We start from the raw sequence: 22,245 nt of genomic DNA, 5'->3' as shown, positions 1-22,245 counted from the left end.
TTCCTCATTCGTCATGTCTGACAGCTGAAGGATAATCTTCCCCTTTATGTAAAGAAAGAAATCCTGAGTACGTCCTGTTTTATTCTTAAATCCCGTCTGATGCATGGTTCCCGGCAGCTGTATTGGCGGAATCATGCAAGAGCTGCGGAAATCTTCATCGGGTTAGAATCATGGCTTGTCCGGCCGTGGGGGATATGTATATGCATCCTCTGCTTCTGAAGGCTTGTTTCCTGCTTGACGTGTGTCTTTTTTTACCTATTGTATACAACGTATCTGCAAGGTTTGAATTTTGTTCTTATTGATAGAGCTATATTTTTTAATATACGATTTATGTTATGTGCTATGGAGGTCTGTGAATTCTTTAGAGGTTTTTCCTAAAAAGAAATTTATAAATCTTTAAAGAGGTATGGTTAGGTTTCTGATGTAAATTCAATAAGGTTCATCTATACTTTATTCAATTTGAAATATGCTTTTAATTGAAAAAGCGTTTTAACGACTTCTGACTGGGATAAAAATAAACCATAAGTCGTTCTGATTAAAAAATGTATTTTGATTGTAGGGATTCTCAATTATTATTTGTATCTTTGTTGCCCGATTTATATACTATTGCATTGGGAAAGTTAGATATATATAAAGTAGAATTAAAGAATATGCGTGAGGATTCAGCTAAGTATGAATACACGCTTGATAATCAATTTTTTGCTGATATAGATGCCCCAGAAATTCAGAAGGGAAAATTGAAGGTGGATTTATCAGTAAAAAAGAGTTTAGGAGTATATGTCCTTAACTTTCATACAGAAGGAATGGTAATTGTGCCTTGCGATCGCTGTTTGGATGATATGGAATTGGAAGTTGAAACAGACGATAGCTTGAAGGTAAAATTAGGTTTGACATTCTCTGAGGAGGATGATATTGTAGTAGTGCCCGAAGAAGATGGTTATATAAACGTAGCTTGGTTTATTTATGAGTTTATTGCATTGAGTTTGCCAATGAAACATGTGCATGCCCCAGGCAAATGTAACAAGGGTATGATGGGAGCTCTGAGTAAACATTTACGTACTTCGGATGATGAGGATGGACTGGAAGATGGTTATGTTGAGGAAGACGAGAGTTTGGATGATGATAACCGGGAAATAGATCCGAGATGGAATGAATTAAAGAAAATATTAAATAATAATTAAATAAAGTTTTAGAAAAATGGCACATCCTAAAAGAAGACAATCAAAAACAAGAACTGCTAAGAGAAGAACTCACGATAAAGCAGTTGCTCCTACTTTAGCTATCTGCCCTAACTGCGGCGAATGGCATGTATATCACACAGTATGTGGAGCTTGCGGTTATTATAGAGGTAAATTAGCAATTGAAAAAGAAGCTGCTCTTTAATTTAGCACTTCATTGAACATGTTTGTGTGTTTTTAAAGAATAAAGCCGGAGAGCCTTTCGGCTCTGCCGGCTTCTTTTTTACATACAAACCAAATTTTGAAATGATGGAAAAAATTAATGCTGTAATTACTGGTGTTGGTGGATATGTACCAGATTATGTATTGACAAATGATGAATTGTCAAGAATGGTAGATACCAACGACGAGTGGATTATGACTCGTATTGGAGTAAAGGAAAGACGTATTCTGAATGAAGAAGGTTTAGGTACCTCTTATTTGGCGCGTAAGGCTGCAAAGCAATTGATGCAGAAAACAAATTCGGATCCCGATTCTATTGACTGTGTTATTGTTGCTACTACTACTCCGGACTATCATTTCCCTTCCACAGCTTCAATCTTGTGCGATAAGTTAGGACTGAGAAATGCATATGCTTTCGACTTGCAGGCTGCATGTAGCGGATTCCTTTATGCAATGGAAACAGCTGCTTCGATGATTCAGTCTGGTCGTCACAAGAAGATTATTATCGTAGGAGCAGATAAAATGTCTTCTATGGTAAACTATTCAGACCGTGCAACTTGTCCTATTTTTGGTGATGGCGCTGCTGCATGTATGGTAGAAGCTACTACTGAAGATTATGGTATTATGGATTCTATTTTAAGAACAGATGGTAAAGGACTTCCTTTCCTGCACATGAAAGCAGGTGGTTCTGTTTGTCCTCCGTCTTATTTCACTGTAGACAATAAGATGCACTATCTGTATCAGGAAGGTAGAACCGTATTTAAATATGCGGTATCAAATATGTCTGATGTAACCGCTCAGATTGCAGAACGCAACGGATTGAATAAGGATAATATTGACTGGATTGTGCCTCACCAGGCCAATATGCGTATTATCGATGCCGTAGCTTCTCGTCTGGAAGTACCTTTGGACAAGGTAATGATTAATATTCAGCGTTACGGTAACACTAGTGCCGGAACATTACCTCTTTGTTTGTGGGATTTTGAAAAACAACTGAAGAAAGGTGATAATATTATCTTTACTGCATTTGGTGCCGGATTTACCTGGGGAGCTACTTATGTGAAGTGGGGATACGATGGTAATAAATAATTGAGAATATTCACACATACAAAAAAACGCATCCCAACCCGATGCGTTTTTTCGTATATCAACCTATAAACACTATGCACAAAGCCGGATTTGTTAATATTGTAGGTAATCCGAATGTCGGAAAATCTACATTGATGAATTTGTTGGTAGGAGAGCGTATCTCTATTGCCACATTCAAGGCGCAAACGACGCGTCATCGTATTATGGGAATCTTGAATACTGATGACATGCAGATTGTATTCTCTGATACTCCGGGAGTATTGAAGCCTAATTATAAACTTCAGGAGTCTATGTTGAACTTCTCGGAATCGGCTTTAGTCGATGCTGATGTGTTATTGTATGTAACAGATACTGTAGAGAAGACAGACAAGAATGCGGAATTTTTGGAAAAAGTTCGTAAGCTGAATGTTCCGGTTTTGTTGCTGATTAATAAGATTGATTTAACCAACCAGGAAGATTTGGTAAAACTGGTTGAAGAATGGCATGAAAAACTTCCAGATGCGGAGATTATCCCCATTTCGGCTAAGGCTAAATTTAATGCCGATGTGGTGATGAAACGTATCAAAGAGCTTATACCAGATTCTCCTCCTTATTTTGGGAAAGATCAGTTGACCGATAAGCCGGCACGTTTTTTCGTAACAGAGATTATCCGGGAAAAAATTCTGTTGTATTACGATAAGGAAATTCCTTATGCTGTAGAAGTAGCAGTAGAACAATTCAAGGAAGATGCTAAAAGTATTCATATCAATGCTGTGATTTATGTAGAGCGTGACTCGCAAAAAGGTATCATCATTGGGCATCAGGGAAAAGCGTTGAAAAAGGTCGCTACAGAAGCTCGGAAAACGTTGGAGCATTTTTTTCAGAAGTCCATTTATTTGGAAACCTTTGTGAAGGTAGACAAGGATTGGAGAAGTTCAGACAAGGAACTTAAGAATTTTGGTTATCAATTAGATTAAATCTTCGGCTGTGACAGCCGTAAATGTATAAAATATATGGGAAATTTAGTAGCAATTGTAGGACGTCCCAATGTGGGAAAGTCGACACTGTTTAATCGCTTGACCAAAACACGTCAGGCTATTGTGAATGAACAGGCCGGTACAACCCGCGATCGCCAGTATGGTAAATCGGAATGGCTTGGAAAGGAGTTCTCTGTAGTGGATACAGGTGGATGGGTAGTTAACTCGGATGATGTTTTCGAAGAAGAAATCCGTAAGCAAGTAGTATTGGCTATGGATGAAGCGGATGTTATTCTATTCGTAGTTGATGTGATGAATGGAGTGACAGACTTGGATATGGAAGTTGCTTCCATCTTGCGTCGTTCGAAAACACCTGTGATTATGGTTGCCAATAAGACGGATAATAACGATTTGCAATATAATGCAGCTGAATTTTATTCGTTAGGATTGGGCGATCCTTACTGTATCTCTGCTTTAAGCGGAAGTGGAACCGGTGATCTGTTGGATTTGATTCTTTCGAAGTTCAAGAAAGAAACCGACGAAATTCTTGATGAAGATATTCCACGTTTTGCTGTTGTTGGCCGTCCGAATGCAGGAAAATCCTCTATAGTCAATGCGTTTATTGGAGAGGAACGTAATATAGTGACGGACATTGCCGGTACAACTCGTGATTCCATCTATACCCGTTACGATAAGTTCGGATTCGACTTCTATTTGGTTGATACAGCAGGTATCCGTAAGAAAAATAAGGTAAGCGAAGACTTGGAATATTATTCTGTAGTACGTTCTATCCGTTCTATTGAAAGTTCGGACGTCTGTATTCTGATGCTTGATGCTACCCGTGGTATTGAAGGACAGGACTTGAATATATTTTCGCTGATACAGCGTAACCAGAAAGGTTTGGTTGTCGTTGTGAACAAATGGGACTTGATAGAAGAGAAAACTGTGAAAGTCATGAAAAACTACGAGGAAGCGATTCGTAATCGTTTTGCTCCGTTTACAGACTTCCCGATCATTTTTGCTTCGGCATTGACCAAGCAGCGTATATTCAAGGTGTTGGAAGCTGCCAAAGAGGTATATCAGGCACGTACTTCCAAAATTCCGACTGCCCGTCTGAACGAAGAAATGCTTCCTTTGATTGAGGCATATCCACCTCCTTCAAATAAGGGTAAGTATATCAAGATTAAGTATGTCACTCAGCTACCTAATACTCAGGTACCTTCGTTTGTATTTTTTGCAAACTTGCCACAGTATGTAAAAGAGCCATACAGACGTTTTCTGGAAAATAAAATCCGTGAGCGTTGGAATTTGTCAGGAACTCCGATAAATATATTTATACGTCAGAAATAATTTTAACTTGATTACTACGAAAAGAGACCGTTTCAAAACAAACTTTGAGATGGTCTCTTGTTTCTTGATAGGGTATATAATATTGCAGAAATATAGAAGGCAGTGATAAATGTCGTAGCGTTTAATTGTCGTCGTTGGCTATAGAGTTGCCGTCGTTGGCCGTATATTCAGCGTGGGCGATTGTGTAGCCGACGACGTCGGCTTAAGTCGGCAAATAGTCACATAGATTTACATTTACAAATAAAATAAAGAATAGACTATCTTAAATTGGTTTTTGAGATAGTCTATTCTTTTTATAAGGATTCGGCAGATATTATTTTTCTGCTTTTTCTGCACGTCGGAAAGCTTTATCTCCCTGAGCAATAGCTTTATCAGCTTGTTTAATTACAGCTTCTACTTCTTTAATCAGTGATTCGTTTTTTGAATCTGAAGCAGATAATTTTTGCAACAGGTTGACAGTGCGCTGCATCTGTTTAATAAGCAGATTATTTTTCTTGTTGATTTGTTCTGCATTGGCTTTGATTGTACCTTTTTTTACATTGGCCAGCCATTCTTTCAGTCCTTTGATTTTTTGTTGCAGTGTACCACTTTCGGCAGCCAATTGAGAATACAACTCTTCTTCCGGAGTGGCAAAAGCATGACGGAAGCCTTTTACCTCATTCCAGTGTCCGCGTGTAAAATCGGGGAAGGCTACTGCTGCACAGCCATTGTCCATAGACAAAGCTCCCAGTTCGGCCAATGAACACCATTCTGCCAAATCGTATACATCCATGTCCAGAGGCAATCCATTTTGCAGGCAGTATACCAGACGGCTATCCATAATAAAGTCCATACCTCCATGGCCACCTACTTCTTTTGCCATTTCACCATATTTCTTTAAAATAGGATGCTGATATTTGTGAATCAGAGCGTCCATTTCCGCTTTAGGAAGGAAAGTGTGAGTACTCAAGTTGTCTACTTGCGGTTGTACTCCTGAAGCTTTCATCTGGCTGGCATCCACGGCATATCCTTCTATCGGATATTTATTGGCAAATCCTTTTGTACCCGTCAACTGATACAAACGATTGTACGGCTGTGGGCTCATTACATTATGTTGGATTTCGATAACCTTTCCATTTTCGGTACGCAGCAATGTGGTAGTATGATCGCCGTTGCGGAACGATTCACATTTTTCGCCAGTAGCTTTTTCTACCAGAGCACGTCCGTGAACCGATTTAGTGTCCATTGCTACCAAAGTCGTGATGCGGTCGCCGCGGTGAATATCCAAAGCTTGTGCTACCGGGCCTAACCCATGTGTAGCGTATACATCTCCTCGGTTGTCCTTATTATAACGTAGGCGCCATCCTAATTTATCTTCTTTTCCATTTTTCCAGTAGTAGCTCCAGAAATCGTCCAAATTATGAATATAAGCTCCTTGAGCACGCAATACTTCGCCAAAAACTCCATGTTGAGCCATGTTGAGTGTATTCATTTCAAACCAGTCGTAGCAGCAGTTTTCCAGAATCATGCAGTGTTTGCGGGTTCTTTCACTGAGATTAATCAATTCCCAGCACTGTTCCAGATTCATAGCCGATGGAACTTCAATGGCAGTGTGCTTGCCATGCTCCATGGCACATTTTGCAACGGGAAAATGATGATCCCAGTCTGTAGCTATATAAACGAGGTCAATATCATCACGTTGGCAGAGTTCTTCGTATCCTTTAGCTCCAGAATAGATTGCTGCTTGGGGAAGACATGCTTTTTCCAGATATTTTTGACAGGCTTCTGCACGTTCTTTTTCGTAATCACAAAGGGCAACGATTTCTACTCCCGGAATATGGGTAAAACGTTCTACAGCTCCCGGTCCTCTCATTCCAAGACCGACAAATGCTACACGTACCACTTTCATTTTAGGTACAGTCAGTCCGATTACGTTTTCTTGGCCGGCCGGGCGTTCTGGAGTATTTATAACGATTGTTCCTTTTTCCCAGTGCCATTCTGTAGAAGGCGATAAAGATTGGGCGGTGGTTGAAGTTGGAAATACAGCCAAAGCACAGCATGCGTATGCTCCTGCAATCCATTTATTCAGATTCTTCATAGTGTATAGTTATTTATATGGATAATTCTTAGTGCGGCAAAGATAGGTATTTCTTTTACATCGGGATGATTTTGAAAGTCTTTTTTGGGTATAGGTATCAGATTTCTTTATTGGAGCTGTTTTTTGAAATAAATTATATTTATGAACTTTTCAAATATGACTTATTGATATAAGGAAAAAGGAAAGGGTGAAATGAAATAAAAAAGTAAATATGATAGAAAGAAAAATCGCTAACAGATTGTTTAATAATCTATTAGCGATTGTTTTTTGTGGTGCCACCAGGAATCGAACCGGGGACACAAGGATTTTCAGTCCTTTGCTCTACCAACTGAGCTATGGCACCGTTTTATTTTGGTGATGCAAAGGTACGTATTTTTTTTTATTCTGCAAATTTTTGCTTCAAGAATCTTTATGAAATCATTAAATTTTGAGAAAAAGAAACTTTTTTGAAAAAAACAATCATTTCTTTTGATGGTATCAAAAAATATATCTACCTTTGCACTCGCAAACGAAAGATAAGTGTTGCAATCGGAATGTAGCGCAGTTGGTAGCGCACTACGTTCGGGACGTAGGGGTCGGGCGTTCGAGTCGCCTCATTCCGACAAAAGCTCAACTATTAGTTGGGCTTTTTTTATTTCAGGAATTTCCAAAGTATTGATAAGAGAAGGAAAAAGTGGGTAAAATTAGGCTTCTTTTGAAATTAAGTAATACTTTTGTTAGTCGTTTAAAATCCATGGCACATAGAATCTTTTAGAAAACGGAAACGGTAGAATGATTACAGATAATGAAAAAACATTGCGTTTCAGAAAGTTCTTCCTTGAGAATTTTCCCAAGGTGAAGGCTTTTGCGTGGAAGATTCTGAAATCGGAAGACGATGCCGAAGATATAGCTCAGGATATATTTGTGAAGTTGTGGGATAAGCCGGAATTATGGATTGACCGTGACCGATGGGATAGCTATCTGTTTTCTATGCTAAAAAACTACATCTATAATTTCTTAGCCCATAAATCGGTCGAACTACATTATATAGAAGACACTGCAGAGAAAATACGTCTTTCCGAATTGGATGTTGAAAATGATATGACAGAGGAGTTGTATGCAAAAGAAATAAATCTTTTGCTGAAAATGGCTGTAGAACAGATGCCGGAGCAGCGTCGGAAAATATTTGTCTTAAGTCGATACCGTGGACTCTCCAATCAGGAAATAGCTGATAAACTGCAACTTTCTGTGCGTACAGTAGAACGTCATTTATATTTGGCTTTGCAAGATTTAAAAAAAATCATTTTATTTTTATTTTTTTTGAGTTTGCGTTGAGTAATTGTTTTGAGTAAGCTGTCTATTATTAAAAGCAACATAGATAACTTATGAAAAATTACATACAAAAATTAATAGATCGCTTTACACGTTTTAATTATTCAGGCTCCCTGACGAATGAAGTCCATCGTTGGTTGCTTCAAAATCGTCATGAGGATTTGAAAGAGGAAGCTTTGAGAAAAGTTTGGAATGAAACGAAAGCGAAGTCTGATTCCCGTACAGAGGAATCGCTCCAGCAAGTATTACATCGTTTACAGGTTTCTCCTGTTTCTCGTACTTATGAAATGTCTGTATGGCGATATGCAGCAGCTGTGGCAGTTCTTTGTGTTTCGATAGTCTCTACTTTTTGGCTGACTAAACATTATGTGGAACAGCCTAGTGTTTCGATGGTAGAAAAATACATCCGATATGGAGAAACAGGAGTTATAAATTTGCCGGACGGAAGTGTGGCACATCTTAATTCCGGTTCTTATATTCTTTATCCAGACAACTTTGAAGGCAATACGCGTGTGGTTCATTTAATAGGAGAGGCCAACTTTAAAGTTGTGAAAAATCCGAATAAACCTTTTATTGTTAAATCGGCTGATGTTTCGGTAACGGCTTTGGGAACAGAGTTTGATGTAGAAGCCTACCCGGAAGAAGATGAAATTGTAGCTACTTTGCTGAATGGAAAAATAAAAGTTGAAACAACTATGGATACTACTTCTTATGTCCTTTCTCCGGGGGAACAGGTAGTATATAATAAGAAAACAGCTCAAAGCCAACTCGTCATGGCGCGTTTGTCTGATGTTACCGCATGGCAGCGTGGAGAGATTATTTTTCGCGGATGTACTGCGGGAGAAGTCTTTCAGCAGTTAGAAAGATATTATGGTATCACTTTCCGATATAATCCCAATCTGTTTAATGAAGACAAGTATAACTTTAAGTTTAAGCGTAATGCCAGCATGGAAGATATACTTGAGGTATTGCAGATTGTAATTGGAAATTTCGATTATCAGGTTGGTGAACATATATGTTATATTAAGTCTAGAAGATAAATATTATTGAGTTTAAACCTTTGTGCCTATGAAAAAAAATACCCGAATCGGGCTGCCTTCCAGATTCGGGTGTGAAATGTCTTTAGTATTCGTGCTGTAAAAGCACAATTGTCTTAAAGTAATAATATTATGAGTTTAACACTAAAAACGCTATAAAGATATGAATTTATATCTGATAAAAGCCAGAAAATATGTATTAATTAGCTGTCTTGCATTTATTGGTACAGCTCTTTTTGCTCAAAATAATGAGCGCATTACAATCAAAAGTAATAATATAACCTTAAAAAAGGCTCTTACTGAAATAGAAAACCAGTCTAAACTGTCGGTTGCTTACAACGAATCTTTATTATCTGATAAGACTATTTCATTGGATATCAATGACCAACCTTTGAATGTAGCTTTGAATGAAATCTTAAAAGAAAGTGGATTCACTTATCAGATTAAGAATAATTGCATTATGATCGTACCTGTCGGTCAAAAGGGAAAAGCTCCAGTTAAAAAGATTAGTGGACGTGTTGTCGATGAATTGGGTGAATCCTTGGTTGGAGTTAATGTTTCGGTAGACGGAACTACTATAGGTACAATTACCGATTTTGACGGAAACTTTACTTTAGACGTTGCTTCTGATGCCAAATTGAAAGTTTCTTACATTGGATACAAAACGCAGATTGTAAAAATCTCTGCTAAAAATCATTATGATATTGCCTTAGCACAGGACAATGAAATGCTGGATGAAGTTGTGGTTACAGCTTTAGGTATAAAGAAAGAAGCAAAAGCTTTGTCTTATAATGTGCAGGAAGTATCGGCAAGTGAAATCATTGGAGTAAAAGACGCAAACTTTGTAAACAGTCTTTCGGGTAAGATTGCCGGTGTGTCTATTAATACAAGTTCTTCCGGTATTGGTGGTGGCGCGAAAGTGGTAATGCGTGGTGCCAAATCTATTTCGGGAAATAACAATGCACTGTATGTTATCGACGGTATTCCAATGCCCGTGTTGGATACAGCACAACCGGATGACCAGTTCACTGGTATGGGGCAGTCTGGTGATGGAGTTTCCATGATTAACCCGGAAGATATCGAAAGCATGTCTGTACTGAGTGGTGCTGCCGCTTCTGCTTTGTACGGTAGTGAGGCAGCCAATGGTGTAATTATGATTACTACCAAAAAAGGAACAGCCGATAAGTTACATGTAAGCTATGCCAACAATACTTCTTTCTATAGTCCTTTTGTGACACCTGATTTCCAGAATACTTATGGAGCTGCAACAGGAAGTTTCCAAAGTTGGGGACAAAAATTAGCTCAGCCGAGTGATTATGATCCTTTGGATTTCTTCCAGACAGGATGGAATGAAACAAACTCTATTACGTTGAGTAATGGTACAGAGAAGAATCAGACATTCCTTTCTATGGCTGCTACAAATGCAGAAGGTATTGTTCAGAATAATACTTACGATCGTTACAATTTTACTATTCGCAATACGACAAGTATGCTGAACGATAAACTTCGTCTTGACTTGAGTGCCAGTTATGTAAATATTCGTGAACAGAATATGATATCACAGGGACAATATTTTAACCCTATTGTTCCGGTTTATCTGATGTCTCCGAGCTATAGTCTTGAAACATATCAGTTGTTTGAAATGTACGATGAAAGCCGTGGCTTTAAAACACAGTATTGGCCTTGGGGAAATATGGGACTTGCCATGCAGAACCCTTACTGGATTACCAATCGTGATAACTTTATCAATACCAAGAACCGTTTCCTTGTAAGCGGAGGCTTGAACTGGGATATTGCAAAAGGTATCACATTGGGAGGACGTGCAAAAGTTGATTATACTGCAGCCATTAATGAAAAGAAGTATTCTGCATCTACAGACGCTATTTTTGCTCAGCGTTATGGAGCTTATTATAAAGCAGATGCTTCTACTCGTCAGCTTTATGGGGATTTGATGTTGAATATCGATAAGTATTTCGGCGATTTCTCGTTGACTGCTACTTTGGGTGCAAGTATCCAGGATGTAAACTATGCTTATTATAGTGTAGGTGGCGACTTGAACTCAGTTGCCAATAGCTTTACATTGAAGAACCTTAATTTGGCAAATGCAGAACATGATCAGGATGGTTATCACGACCAGACACAATCATTGTTTGCCACTGCACAGTTGGGATGGCAGAGTAAATTATACCTGGATGTGACAGGACGTATCGACTGGTCTTCTGCATTGGCATGGACTAACTCGAAGAATGTGGCTTATCCTTCTGTGGGTTTATCGGCAATTTTAACAGATTTGTTCCCAATAAAGAGTGATGTCCTGACATTCTTGAAAGTTCGTGCTTCTTATAGTGAGGTTGGTAATGCACCGACTCGTTATATTGCTTATCAGACTTTCCCATATCAGTCTGGTACACCTACTACAGCATCTACTTATCCTAACTCCGATATCAAGCCGGAAAGAACAAAAGCGTGGGAAGTGGGTTTGCAGTCTAATTTCTGGGGAGATAAATTGAGTTTGAGTGTGTCTTTGTATAAGACATCAACTTACAATCAGTTGTTTAATCCGTCTTTGTCTGCATCTTCAGGTTATACTTCTATTTATATCAATGGTGGACAGGTCGACAATAAAGGTATTGAATTAGGATTGTCGTTGAATCAGGATTTAGGACCGGTAAAATGGAATTCTAATTTTACTTATACTCTTAACCGAAATGAAATTAAAAAACTGTTGAAACCTACCACTTTGGCTTCCGGACTCACTATTCAACAGGATGTTTTGGATTTGGGAGGTGTTGGTAATGTGATGACACGTCTTACAGAAGGTGGTTCTATCGGTGACTTGTATGTTACAGCTTTGCGTACCGATGAGCATGGATATATCGATGTCGACTATGTAAATAATACTGTGGCAGTCGACAAGAATGCCGGAGAACGTAAAGACGGATGGGTCTATGCAGGAAATGCACAACCTAAATATACCTTGGGATGGCGCAACTCATTCAGCTGGAAAGGTTTGAATTTGGGCTTCTTGATTAATGCACGTGTAGGTGGTGTTGGTGTTTCTATGACACAAGCCTTGATGGATGCTTATGGAACTTCTCAGGCTTCTGCTGATGCACGTGATGCAGGTGGTGTAATGATTAATGGCGCATTGGTTCCTGCAGCTCAGAAATATTATCAGACAGTAGGTACCGGAGCTGGTTCAATGTATGTGTATAGTGCAACCAACGTGCGTCTTGCCGAATTGTCTTTGGGATATGATGTTCCTGTTTCTAAGGTTGTTCCTTGGATCAAAGGCTTGAATGTGGCTTTAACAGGTCATAATCTCTTCATGTTCTATTGCAAGGCTCCTTACGACCCGGAACTGACAGCAAGTACAGCTACTCATTTTGCAGGTATGGATTATTTTATGTTGCCGAGTTTGCGTAATCTAGGTTTTTCTGTTAGACTTAATTTTTAGTATTATGAAAATGAAACATATATCAAAACACACAAGAACTGTGAGCAGTATAATGTTGGCTGGTATACTTTCTTTGTCTTCTTGTACCGATCAGTTCAAAAACTGGAATATAAACCCCAATGAAGTAACTCCGGATCAAATGCAGCAGGATAATCTGAACACCGGAGCTTATTTCACCCAAATGTTGAGAGGAGTATTTATTGTTGGAAAAAGTGCGGATGGAACAGGATTGGGAGGTGAGTATCAGATCACAGAAGTGATGACTGGAGATATCTTTTCTGGTTTTGTAGCCAATATCAATACATTTAGTTATACCACTTATCACAACGACCATTATGCTCTTTATAAAGACTGGTATAATGCAGCTTTTAAAGATGCATATACTTATATCATGCAGCCCTGGAAGTCGATTGCTGATGTCACAGAGGAAACATCTCCGACCAGAGCACTGGCTAATATTGTGAAAGTTTTGGGTATGAGCCGAATAACTGATATGTACGGACCAATTCCTTACAGTCAGTTCGGTACAACTACTCAGGTTCCTTACGACAGTCAGAAAGATATATATTATCAGTTCTTCGATGAGTTGGATGATGCCATTACTATATTGACTGATTATAATAATAGTAATTCATCGGCATACATGGAGCAATATGATTATATCTATAGTGGAAATGTAGGCAAGTGGATTAAGTTTGCCAATACACTGCGTTTGCGCCTGGCTATGCGTGTATCTTTTGTGGATGAGGCTAAAGCACGCTTGGAAGCAGAGAAAGCTATCAATCATGCTTCTGGATTGATGACTTCTGCAGATGATTCTGCTATTTTGCATCAGACTACATCATTCTCTTTTGTCAATCCATTGTGGGAAATCAGTGAAAGTTTCCAGGATATTCGCATGGGAGCTACAATGGACTGTTATTTGAATGGCTATAACGACCCGCGTGTTTCCAGTTATTTCCGTTCTGCATCCAATGACGGTAAATATCATGGAGTGAGAAATGGAATGACTAACATTTCTAAGGATAACTATATTGCTGCTGCATCTGGATTGAACTTTAATGAAAACAGCAATATGCAGTGGATGGATGCATCGGAAGCTTACTTCTTGCTTGCTGAGGCTAAGTTGAGACTTGGATTGGGAAGCGAAACTGTGCAGACTTATTACGAAAAGGGTATACAGACTTCGTTCCAGTCGAAAGGTGCTACAGGATATGATAGTTATATTGCAGATAATGAAAGTCTTCCTCTTGAATCGTATATGGACCCGGTAACCAACCGCTCTACTAATGTAAAGAGTTATTTGTCGAATTTATGCGTTGCATGGGATGACAGTGCTTCTGATGAAGTGAAACTGGAACGTATCATGATTCAGAAGTGGATTGCTCTTTATCCAGACGGTCAGGAAGCTTGGAGTGAAATGCGTCGTACCGGATATCCGGGATTCGTTCGAATTGCTTCTTACGGATACCAGTCGGAAGTAGCAGAAGGTGAGTTGATCAGTCGCCTGAAATTCCCTACAACCGAATATTCAGATAATAGCCAGAATACTCAGAATGCTGTATCCTTGTTAGGCGGTGGTGGTGATAGTGCCGGTACTCGTCTCTGGTGGGATGTAAGAAGATAATAATGGATGTACAATTAATTAGATGAAATTATGATGAAAACGATAAAAACCTTGTTTCTTTCTGCTGTGGCATGTGGACTGATATCTTCATGCGATACAGATATAGAATCTACTTCAATTCAGAATCCTTATACATACGGTGATCAATATTACCAGAATTTACGTGATTACAAAGCCAGCGATCATTCCATTTCTTTCGGATGGTTTTCTCAATATGGGCAGCAGAATTCTATGGCCGTTCGTTTTATGGGGTTGCCTGATAGCTTGGATATCTGTTCATTGTGGGGAGGTATTCCTGCCAAAGAGAGAACGGATATTTGGGAAGAACTTCGTTTCGTTCAGAAGGTGAAAGGTACTAAAATGTTGGCTGTTGCCATTACACGTATTGATGCAGAAACAGACGACCATGCATTTAAACAAGCTTATAACGAAGCAAAGCAGATGCCGGCCGGTGAAGAAAGAGAACAAGCTCTTCTGAGAGCGATTGAAATGTATGCAGAGTATTTCCTTGATCAGGTGTTCTTGAATGATCTGGATGGTTTTGATGCTGACTATGAACCGGAAGGCGACTTCCTGAGTGGAGATTACTTCGTACATTTTATGAAGTATCTGTCTAAATACATGGGACCTAACCCTGATATTACAAAGGAAGAACGCTTGAAACTTATTCAGGAAAGATACGGTACAGGTATAACAGATACTAACAAAATGCTGTGTGTAGACGCACCGGGTGATCCTTCATCCGAACTGTATGATATCTGCAATTATTACTTTAAACAAGCGTATGGTGGAGGTACCAGCAGTGGATGGCCTATTGAAAAGGTTGTGTTCTGCTGTAATATGGGAGATGGCTGGCAAGGTACAATGAGTGATATGTATGAGCAGGCACGTTATCAGCCTTCTAAAGGTCGTAAGGGAGGATTCGGTGCTTTCTTTATTCATAGAGATTATAATGTGCATGAAAACAATCCGTATCCTTACAAACGTTTCCGTGAATGTATTCAAATTCAAAATCCTGCAGTTTATTAATTTCATTGCTTGAAAGAAACTTATGAAAAAGAATAGAATATTATTTTATATGGTTGCAGGTGTACTTTCTGTATTGGGTACTACCTCCTGTAACGATGATGAGTCTTACGACTTTCCCGGTGATTCTATGAATCGTGTATACATCAAGCCGTATACAGGTAATGATTTTCTGATTGTGCATACTCCGGTAATGAGTACCAGTTCATTTGATTTGAAAATTCCGGCTTATGTAACTCGGGGACATTCGGAAGTTATAAAAGCAACTTTAGCTATTGATAATTCTCTTATTGATGCCTATAATATTGCTAATGGAACCAATTATGAGGCTTTACCTGAACAGGCTTTAGTTATAGAAAATCAAACCGTTACAATACCGGCTGGATCATATTATTCTGCTGATTCTTTACATTTAGCCATCAATGAAGAGGTTGTGTCACAGTTGCGTAGTGAAACGGGATATCTTATTCCTGTAAAACTGGTAAGTGCGGAAGGTGGTAATACTGCTGTAAGTACTAATATGGGTAATTCCTATTTAGTTGCAGGGGTAGAAGTGAAAACCGGAATGATTGATGATAGTGCTTCAGATCAAAATACACAAGGTGCATTAGTTTCAGAACGTACCGGATGGACTGCATATGTTGAAGAATCAGATGGAGTCACTGTTAATGGTGAAATTTCCTCGCTTTTTGACGGAAATTCTTCTTCTGAATGGTCTGCATCATCCAGTCAGCCATTCCATATTGTATTCGATATGCAGAAAACTCAGAATGTAACTGCTGTTACTGCATGGTATTCTTATTATGGCTGGTATGATTATTGTTCTTTCTCTCAAGGAACTAAGATGGAATATAGCCAAAACGGAACAGACTGGGAGGAATTGGGAACAGTACCATCTGTAAATGGAAAAAATGTGGTGTTGTACGCTCCTGTTCCTATGCGTTATATTCGGGCAGAAATTCCTGTTATTTCTAATTGGTATGGTGAGGAAGCTTCAATTACAATTGGAGAATTTAATGTATATGTAAAATAAAAGGTTTTTTAGGTATGAAAAAGTATATATATTTTTGTTTTTTAGTATTACTTTTAGGAGTAACCGGCTGTAAAAAGGCACCCGATTTCGGTGATGCGGTTTATATGACAGGTACTTTGCAATCGTCTAATATCCGTTTCCTGGTGGACGGGCAGTCTAGTATGGGACTTACCGTAACTTCTACCAATAAAACAGGTGCCGATGTAAAGATTGGTTTGAAAGAAGCTCCTGAGTTACTTGCCGATTTCAATGCATCTACTGGTAGAAATTGTATATTGCCACCGGAAGGCAGCTATACCATCGAGGGTACAGAAGTAGTAATCAATTCAGGAAAGACACAGTCTACTCAGATTAAAATCAGTGCCGATTCTGAACAGTTGCAGGAAGGAGTATCCTACTGTTTGCCTATCTCTATCACTTCTGTAGAAGGAGAAGACTTGAAAGTGTTGGAAACTTCTCGTACTGCGTATGTCATGCTGACTAAAGTAATCACTGTGAAAGCTGCTTACTTGCATAGAAACAATTGTTTCGACATTCCGGGTTTTGCCGGAGAAGATAGTCCGGTAAAAGCTTTGAGCCAAATGACATTGGAAATGAAGGTGCTTCCGGTATCTTTCCCGAATACACCAAGTAGTGCAAACGGTATCAGTTCTTTGTGCGGATGTGAAGAAAACTTCCTGTTCCGTTTTGGAGATGGTGCCGGTAACCCGACCAACAAATTGCAGTTGTGTAAAGGTTCTATTGGTGCTGCTTCTCATCCTGACAAGAAAGACCATTATGAATCATGGGTAGAAAAAGAATTTGAAACCGGACATTGGTTGCACTTTGCTGCAGTGTACGACGGTCAGTATCTCCGTGTATACCTGGACGGTGAACAGATTCACTTTGTGGAAACCAATAACGGTGGTACCATTAACTTGAGTATGGCATACGATGGACATACTTGGGAAGATACATTCGCTATTGGTCGTTCTGTAGGTTATCAGCGTTTCTTCGACGGTTATATCAGTGAGTGCCGTGTTTGGAATGTGGCACGTACTCCGGCCGAACTGCAAGACGGTATCTGTTATGTAGATCCAACAAGCGAAGGACTGGTGGCGTACTGGCGTTTCAATGGAGAAACTCAGGATGACGGTACTGTGCTCGATATGACCGGTCACGGTTACAATGCTCATCCGTATAAGGCTATTGAATGGGTGGACAACCAGAAATGTCCGTTCTGATATTTTTTAAACAACTTTTATACGATAAGGTTAAGCAATAAAAAACTGAGGGCTATGTGAATAGCTCTCAGTTTTTTATTGCTCTGTTTTTATGGAAACATCAGTCTATTTTGTCTGTGAGTATCCTTCTGCTTTCAATAACTCGATGATGCGTTGTTTGAATTCTCCCTGAATAATAATTTCTCCATCTTTGGCAGAACCACCCACACCGCATTTGGTCTTCAGCAGTTTTCCCAGTTCCTTCAGGTCTTCTTCTTTTCCGATGAAGCCGGTGATGAGTGTGACTGTTTTTCCGCCACGCCCTTTCTTCTCAATAGATACACGGAGCTTCTGTTGCTTCTTGTCGAGGGTTTCGCAACTGTCTTCTTCGTTTGTTTCGTAGTTGAAGTCCGGATTGGTAGAATATACTATATTCAACCGTTCTTTCCAATCGTTATTTTTCATATACATGTTGTTTTTACGGCTTCAAATATACTTGATTCTTTATCATGAAGCAAGAAGCATTGATATCTGCCGGCCGTTTTTATTTGTAAGATGTATTTATTTTCAATATTACAGGTCGTTTTCGTTTAAGAATATTTTCGAAAACCTATGTAGCGTTACAAATAAATAGATTAATTTTGCAGATGAAGACAGCAAATCTATATGGCGGAACGTATACGTAAAAATATGGATAAAATTCCGGAGCCTACCTTGCGCAGACTTCCCTGGTATCTTTCGAATGTAAAACTGATGAAAGAGAAAGGGGAAAAGTATGTTTCGTCTACACAAATATCCAAGCAGATTAATATCGATGCTTCACAAATCGCGAAGGATTTGTCGTATGTAGCCGTTACCGGCCGCACGCGAGTAGGATATGAAATAGACCGCCTTATTCAGGTGCTGGAAGACTTTCTGGGGTTTACCAATCCTCACAAGGCCTACTTGTTCGGAGTAGGAAGTCTGGGAGGAGCCTTGTTGCGTGATTCCGGTCTGTCTCATTTCGGACTGGAGATTGTAGGAGCTTTCGATGTGAATCCTAATCTGGTAGGAACAGAGATCAACGGTATTCCTATTTATCACTCTTCGGAATTCGAGAGCAGAAGACAGCAGGATGGAGTCTATATTGGAATACTGACAGTCCCCATTAACATTGCGCAGGAAATCACAGACAAGATGGTAGAGGGAGGTATTTGTGCCATCTGGAACTTTACTCCATTCCGTATCCGGGTGCCCGAACATATTGTCGTACAAAATACATCATTGTATGCTCATTTGGCCGTGATGTTCAATCGTTTGAATGAAACTATAAAGAAATAATTCTCATGAAAATTATAGCGATAGGCATGAACTATTCATTGCATTGCAAGGAATTGCATGCTGATGAGCCTGTACCTCAGGAACCGGTGGTTTTTATGAAGCCCGATTCGGCTTTGCTGAAAGACAGCAAACCGTTCTTTATTCCGGATTTCTGCCAGCAGGTAGATTATGAAACAGAGTTGGTTGTACGTATCAACCGCTTGGGAAAGAATATTTCCGAACGGTTTGCCCACCGTTATTACGATGCGGTGACGGTAGGTATTGACTTTACCGCTCGTGACTTACAGAAAAAACTTCGTGCCGGAGCCTTGCCTTGGGAGCTGTGCAAGTCGTTCGACAATTCGGCTGCTATCGGCGATTTTATTCCTGTCACCGAACTGGATAATGTGCAGCAGTTGGGCTTCCATCTGGATATCGACGGACAGACCGTGCAGGCCGGAAATACCAAAGACATGATTTTCCATATCGATACACTTATTGCCTATATCAGCCGTTTTATGACCTTGAAGATAGGCGATTTAATTTTTACCGGAACTCCGGTTGGTATCGGTCAGGTGAAGATAGGAAATCATTTGGAAGGATATTTGGAAGATAAGAAAGTATTAGATTTTTATATACGATGAAAATACGGGTAGGATTTGGTTTTGACGTTCACCGTCTGGTGGAAGGACGCGACTTGTGGCTGGGAGGTATCAAGCTGGAGCATGAGTTGGGATTGCTCGGACATTCTGATGCCGATGTATTGATTCATGCAATTTGCGATGCGTTGCTGGGAGCTGCCAATATGCGCGACATTGGCTATCATTTTCCCGACAATGCCGGTGAATTCAAAAATATAGACAGTAAGATTTTGCTGGCCAAGACAGTGGAGCTGATTGCCACAAAAGGGTATCGTGTGGGAAATATAGATGCTACAGTGTGTGCCGAGCGCCCGAAGCTGAAAGCACATATTCCAACCATGCAGGAGGTACTTGCCAAAACGATGAATATTGATGTGGAAGATGTTTCCATCAAGGCTACTACAACCGAAAAGCTGGGCTTTACCGGACGTGAAGAAGGTATTTCGGCCTATGCTACTGTGCTGATAGAAAAAGACTGATAGCTATTGCGATAAAAAACAGAAAACTCAGCTTTCATTTCCGGTGAGGGAATGAATGCTGAGTTTTTTATGAAGACAGAGTCTGTTTACAATAGCAGCCCGATGGTGAGCAGCAAGGCAAACAGAAACATGTTTCTGGATGTTTCTCCCAAAATCAGATTCAGCTCTTTTCCGCGGTTGATACGTGCCATTTTCATTGTGGTCAGAATATGCAGAAGCAGATAAAGCTGAGGGAGTATCACCGCATATATTTTCCCTATCCACAGGAAATAGAAACAGCACCAGCAGGCTATGACTCCAAGCAGGAAGTACGCAATTAATCCTGCACGGGCACCAAACCGTACTACCAGTGTTCTTTTTCCGCTGATGGCATCCTGCTCTCTGTCGCGGAAGTTATTTACCATCAGCAGGGTATCGATAAGGAGTCCGCAGGCCAAAGAAGCAAAGGTTACAGAAAGGTTCCAACTGTGTGCCATGACATAGAACGTACATCCTACCGGTACAAAACCGAAGAAAATCAGCACCAGTACATCCCCCCATCCATGGTAGGCCAGCGGATAAGGCCCTGCAGTATAAAGAAAAGCAAAGAGTATACACAATACACCTACCGGAATCATTTCCCATCCTCCGTACCAAAGCAATCCTACGCCGGTGAGGGAAGCAAGGATGGTAGTCACAAGAATTCCTTTTTTCATGGCTTCGGGGCTAATCCATCCTTGGGCACAGGCACGTTCCGGTCCTAACCGGTCGGCACGGTCGGTTCCTTTCAGAAAGTCGTACAAGTCGTTAATAAAGTTGGCATCTATCTGCATAAGGAATGCAAACAGAAAACAGAGCACAGCCGGTATCGGATTGAAGAAACCGTAGATGTATGCCAGTGTACATCCCGTCATGACCGGAATGGCTGCTCCGGTCAGTGTTTTGGGGCGGGAAGCCAGCAGCCATGCCTTTATCGAGTTTTGTTTCATTGTTTTTTTATAATAGTTTCACGAAGACAAAGGTAGGATTTTTTCACTACTTTTGCTGCATGAAAAAAGTCTTATTCTTCTTTTTGACGCTTGTCCTGCTTTCTTCTTGTGCTACAGCCTCTTTTTCCCGTTATAAGGGAGTAGGCCGTATCAAGCAGTATGACATATACAGTACACAGTTGCCCGATTCGTTCGATGGATTCCGTATCGCTTTTGCTACGGATTTCCATTATGAAAGCCGTTTTACAGCAAAACGTCTGCAAGGGATGGTGCGTGCCTTGCAGGCTGCAGATGCCGATGTCTTGCTGCTGGGAGGAGACTACCGTGGGCGCAACGGCGGTAATCTGACGGAGCTTTTCGATGCATTGTCTGAGGTAAAGACTCCTTATGGTACGTATGCAGTAATGGGAAATCACGACAGAGGTGAAAACGGAGAATGGGTACGGCGCGAAATGGAGCGTACAGGAATCTGCTTGCTGGAGCATCAGACCGATACGCTGTTTCGGGGGAATGCGTTCATTTTGCTTAGCGGAGTACGGAATCCCTTCGATTTGAAGCAGAACGGAGTATCGCCCACCTTGGCTTTGTGTCCCGACGATTTTGTGGTGATGCTGGTGCATACACCCGACTATGTGGAAGATGTCGATGTTTCGAATACCGATGTGGTATTGGCCGGTCATACGCATGGAGGACAGGTCAGCTTGTTTCGCCGGTATACTCCGGCTCATTTCTCCAAATACGGCAACCGTTTTCTTACCGGATTGAAACATAATTCGGAAGGGATACCGGTAATTATCAGCAATGGCCTGGGAACTTCGCGCAAGGATATACGCCTGTTTACACCGAGTGAGGTGGTAGTGGTGGTACTGCATAAGAAGTGACAGAATGTTACTTCGGTTCTTGTAATCCAAAGGCTTTGTTGCCCGATGACAATCTGTCAAATCAGATGCTTCTACACGGCTGTATTTGTACCCCGGTAAATAGTTGGTGAAAAAAATGCGCTTTTTTCGCGATTGACAGAATTTGAAAAGATAGCATACTACGCTTTTCTCTGTGTATATGAAGGGATAATTTGATGTATTTATTTCTTTTGTAATGGAATACTCTTATTTCGTATGTTTTTGTCAGATTGTGGTTGAGACTGACAGGGAGGCGAAAAAGAATTCCGATTGTTAATTTTTGTATAAAAAGGAGCACTCAAAGGGAGAAACAACTCCCGTTTGTTGCGGTTTTTCACACGAATAGTCACGCAGTACAACGCGACTAATCGCGTAACCCATCGATACTTGTATC

At 40.2% G+C, this 22,245-nt stretch carries 19 protein-coding genes and 2 tRNA genes; 17 read left to right on the top strand and 4 right to left on the bottom strand.

Features of this window, described 5'->3' with window-relative positions; translation table 11 throughout:
- Positions 1-650: 650 nt before the first annotated feature.
- The 5 genes from WKU26_RS06895 to der all read left to right on the top strand — a co-directional run bounded on the left by WKU26_RS06895 (position 651) and on the right by der (position 4,795).
- Positions 651-1,181, top strand: a complete 531-nt coding sequence (locus WKU26_RS06895; protein ID WP_178265821.1) for a YceD family protein — start codon at positions 651-653, stop codon at positions 1,179-1,181.
- Positions 1,182-1,197: 16 nt separating this feature from the next.
- Complete coding sequence (gene rpmF / locus WKU26_RS06890) at positions 1,198-1,383, top strand: 50S ribosomal protein L32 (RefSeq protein WP_007559879.1); 186 nt, start codon at positions 1,198-1,200, stop codon at positions 1,381-1,383.
- A gap of 104 nt (positions 1,384-1,487) precedes the next feature.
- Positions 1,488-2,489 (top strand): beta-ketoacyl-ACP synthase III, encoded by a 1,002-nt coding sequence (locus WKU26_RS06885; RefSeq protein ID WP_178265820.1) that lies wholly within the window; start codon positions 1,488-1,490, stop codon positions 2,487-2,489.
- A 74-nt stretch (positions 2,490-2,563) separates the two neighbouring features.
- A complete protein-coding gene (gene era, locus WKU26_RS06880; protein WP_340321395.1) occupies positions 2,564-3,445 on the top strand; it encodes a GTPase Era in 882 nt (293 codons plus the stop codon).
- A gap of 36 nt (positions 3,446-3,481) precedes the next feature.
- The gene (gene der / locus WKU26_RS06875) at positions 3,482-4,795 is read left to right on the top strand and encodes a ribosome biogenesis GTPase Der (RefSeq protein WP_340321394.1); all 1,314 of its coding nucleotides are present in this window, start codon (positions 3,482-3,484) and stop codon (positions 4,793-4,795) included.
- Between the two features lie 313 nt (positions 4,796-5,108).
- Here der and WKU26_RS06870 read toward each other — a convergent pair whose 3' ends face one another.
- Together WKU26_RS06870 and WKU26_RS06865 are read right to left on the bottom strand one after the other, a co-directional pair.
- Positions 5,109-6,872 (bottom strand): Gfo/Idh/MocA family protein, encoded by a 1,764-nt coding sequence (locus WKU26_RS06870; RefSeq protein ID WP_340321393.1) that lies wholly within the window; start codon positions 6,870-6,872, stop codon positions 5,109-5,111.
- A 270-nt stretch (positions 6,873-7,142) separates the two neighbouring features.
- Positions 7,143-7,215: transfer RNA gene (locus tag WKU26_RS06865), tRNA-Phe, on the bottom strand.
- 186 nt (positions 7,216-7,401) lie between these two features.
- Between WKU26_RS06865 and WKU26_RS06860 the strand changes: the two genes are divergently transcribed.
- The 8 genes from WKU26_RS06860 to WKU26_RS06825 all read left to right on the top strand — a co-directional run bounded on the left by WKU26_RS06860 (position 7,402) and on the right by WKU26_RS06825 (position 17,586).
- A tRNA-Pro gene (locus tag WKU26_RS06860) sits at positions 7,402-7,474 on the top strand.
- Positions 7,475-7,643: 169 nt separating this feature from the next.
- On the top strand, positions 7,644-8,186 hold the full coding sequence (locus tag WKU26_RS06855; protein ID WP_340321392.1) for an RNA polymerase sigma-70 factor: 543 nt from the start codon (positions 7,644-7,646) through the stop codon (positions 8,184-8,186).
- A gap of 50 nt (positions 8,187-8,236) precedes the next feature.
- Complete coding sequence (locus tag WKU26_RS06850) at positions 8,237-9,223, top strand: FecR family protein (RefSeq protein ID WP_340321391.1); 987 nt, start codon at positions 8,237-8,239, stop codon at positions 9,221-9,223.
- 160 nt (positions 9,224-9,383) lie between these two features.
- A complete protein-coding gene (locus tag WKU26_RS06845) occupies positions 9,384-12,677 on the top strand; it encodes a SusC/RagA family TonB-linked outer membrane protein (protein ID WP_340321390.1) in 3,294 nt (1,097 codons plus the stop codon).
- Between the two features lie 40 nt (positions 12,678-12,717).
- The gene (locus WKU26_RS06840; protein ID WP_340321389.1) at positions 12,718-14,304 is read left to right on the top strand and encodes a SusD/RagB family nutrient-binding outer membrane lipoprotein; all 1,587 of its coding nucleotides are present in this window, start codon (positions 12,718-12,720) and stop codon (positions 14,302-14,304) included.
- Positions 14,305-14,337: 33 nt separating this feature from the next.
- Positions 14,338-15,333, top strand: a complete 996-nt coding sequence (locus WKU26_RS06835; protein WP_445323222.1) for a glycoside hydrolase family 18 — start codon at positions 14,338-14,340, stop codon at positions 15,331-15,333.
- 22 nt (positions 15,334-15,355) lie between these two features.
- On the top strand, positions 15,356-16,363 hold the full coding sequence (locus WKU26_RS06830) for a BT_3987 domain-containing protein (RefSeq protein ID WP_340321387.1): 1,008 nt from the start codon (positions 15,356-15,358) through the stop codon (positions 16,361-16,363).
- Between the two features lie 14 nt (positions 16,364-16,377).
- Positions 16,378-17,586, top strand: a complete 1,209-nt coding sequence (locus WKU26_RS06825) for a DUF1735 and LamG domain-containing protein (protein ID WP_340321386.1) — start codon at positions 16,378-16,380, stop codon at positions 17,584-17,586.
- A 105-nt stretch (positions 17,587-17,691) separates the two neighbouring features.
- Here the strand turns inward: WKU26_RS06825 and WKU26_RS06820 are convergent, their stop codons facing one another.
- Positions 17,692-18,030, bottom strand: coding sequence for a translation initiation factor (locus WKU26_RS06820; protein ID WP_178265806.1), 339 nt, complete (start codon positions 18,028-18,030; stop codon positions 17,692-17,694).
- A gap of 201 nt (positions 18,031-18,231) precedes the next feature.
- On the opposite strand from WKU26_RS06820, the gene WKU26_RS06815 reads away from it, so the two are divergent.
- Genes WKU26_RS06815 through ispF form a run of 3 tightly spaced genes read left to right on the top strand, consistent with a single transcriptional unit; the run spans position 18,232 to position 19,984 of the window.
- Positions 18,232-18,885 carry a redox-sensing transcriptional repressor Rex gene (locus WKU26_RS06815; RefSeq protein WP_405371515.1) on the top strand — a complete coding sequence of 218 codons (654 nt, stop codon included), beginning with the start codon at positions 18,232-18,234 and terminating at the stop codon, positions 18,883-18,885.
- Positions 18,886-18,890: 5 nt separating this feature from the next.
- On the top strand, positions 18,891-19,508 hold the full coding sequence (locus WKU26_RS06810) for a fumarylacetoacetate hydrolase family protein (RefSeq protein WP_340321385.1): 618 nt from the start codon (positions 18,891-18,893) through the stop codon (positions 19,506-19,508).
- Positions 19,505-19,984, top strand: a complete 480-nt coding sequence (gene ispF / locus WKU26_RS06805) for a 2-C-methyl-D-erythritol 2,4-cyclodiphosphate synthase (RefSeq protein ID WP_340321384.1) — start codon at positions 19,505-19,507, stop codon at positions 19,982-19,984. The genes WKU26_RS06810 and ispF overlap by 4 nt, the downstream gene beginning before the upstream one ends.
- Before the next feature lie 86 nt (positions 19,985-20,070).
- Here ispF and WKU26_RS06800 read toward each other — a convergent pair whose 3' ends face one another.
- A complete protein-coding gene (locus WKU26_RS06800; RefSeq protein ID WP_269876670.1) occupies positions 20,071-20,952 on the bottom strand; it encodes a 1,4-dihydroxy-2-naphthoate polyprenyltransferase in 882 nt (293 codons plus the stop codon).
- A 59-nt stretch (positions 20,953-21,011) separates the two neighbouring features.
- Here WKU26_RS06800 and WKU26_RS06795 point away from each other — a divergent pair, with 59 nt between their 5' ends.
- On the top strand, positions 21,012-21,833 hold the full coding sequence (locus WKU26_RS06795) for a metallophosphoesterase (RefSeq protein ID WP_340321383.1): 822 nt from the start codon (positions 21,012-21,014) through the stop codon (positions 21,831-21,833).
- The last annotated feature ends 412 nt before the right edge of the window (positions 21,834-22,245 follow it).

The organism is Phocaeicola sp. HCN-40430 (assembly GCF_037890285.1).
Classification (GTDB): domain Bacteria; phylum Bacteroidota; class Bacteroidia; order Bacteroidales; family Bacteroidaceae; genus Phocaeicola; species Phocaeicola acetigenes.
The sequence above is the reverse complement of the archived record's forward strand: the minus strand, read 5'-3'. Positions and strand labels throughout refer to the sequence as shown.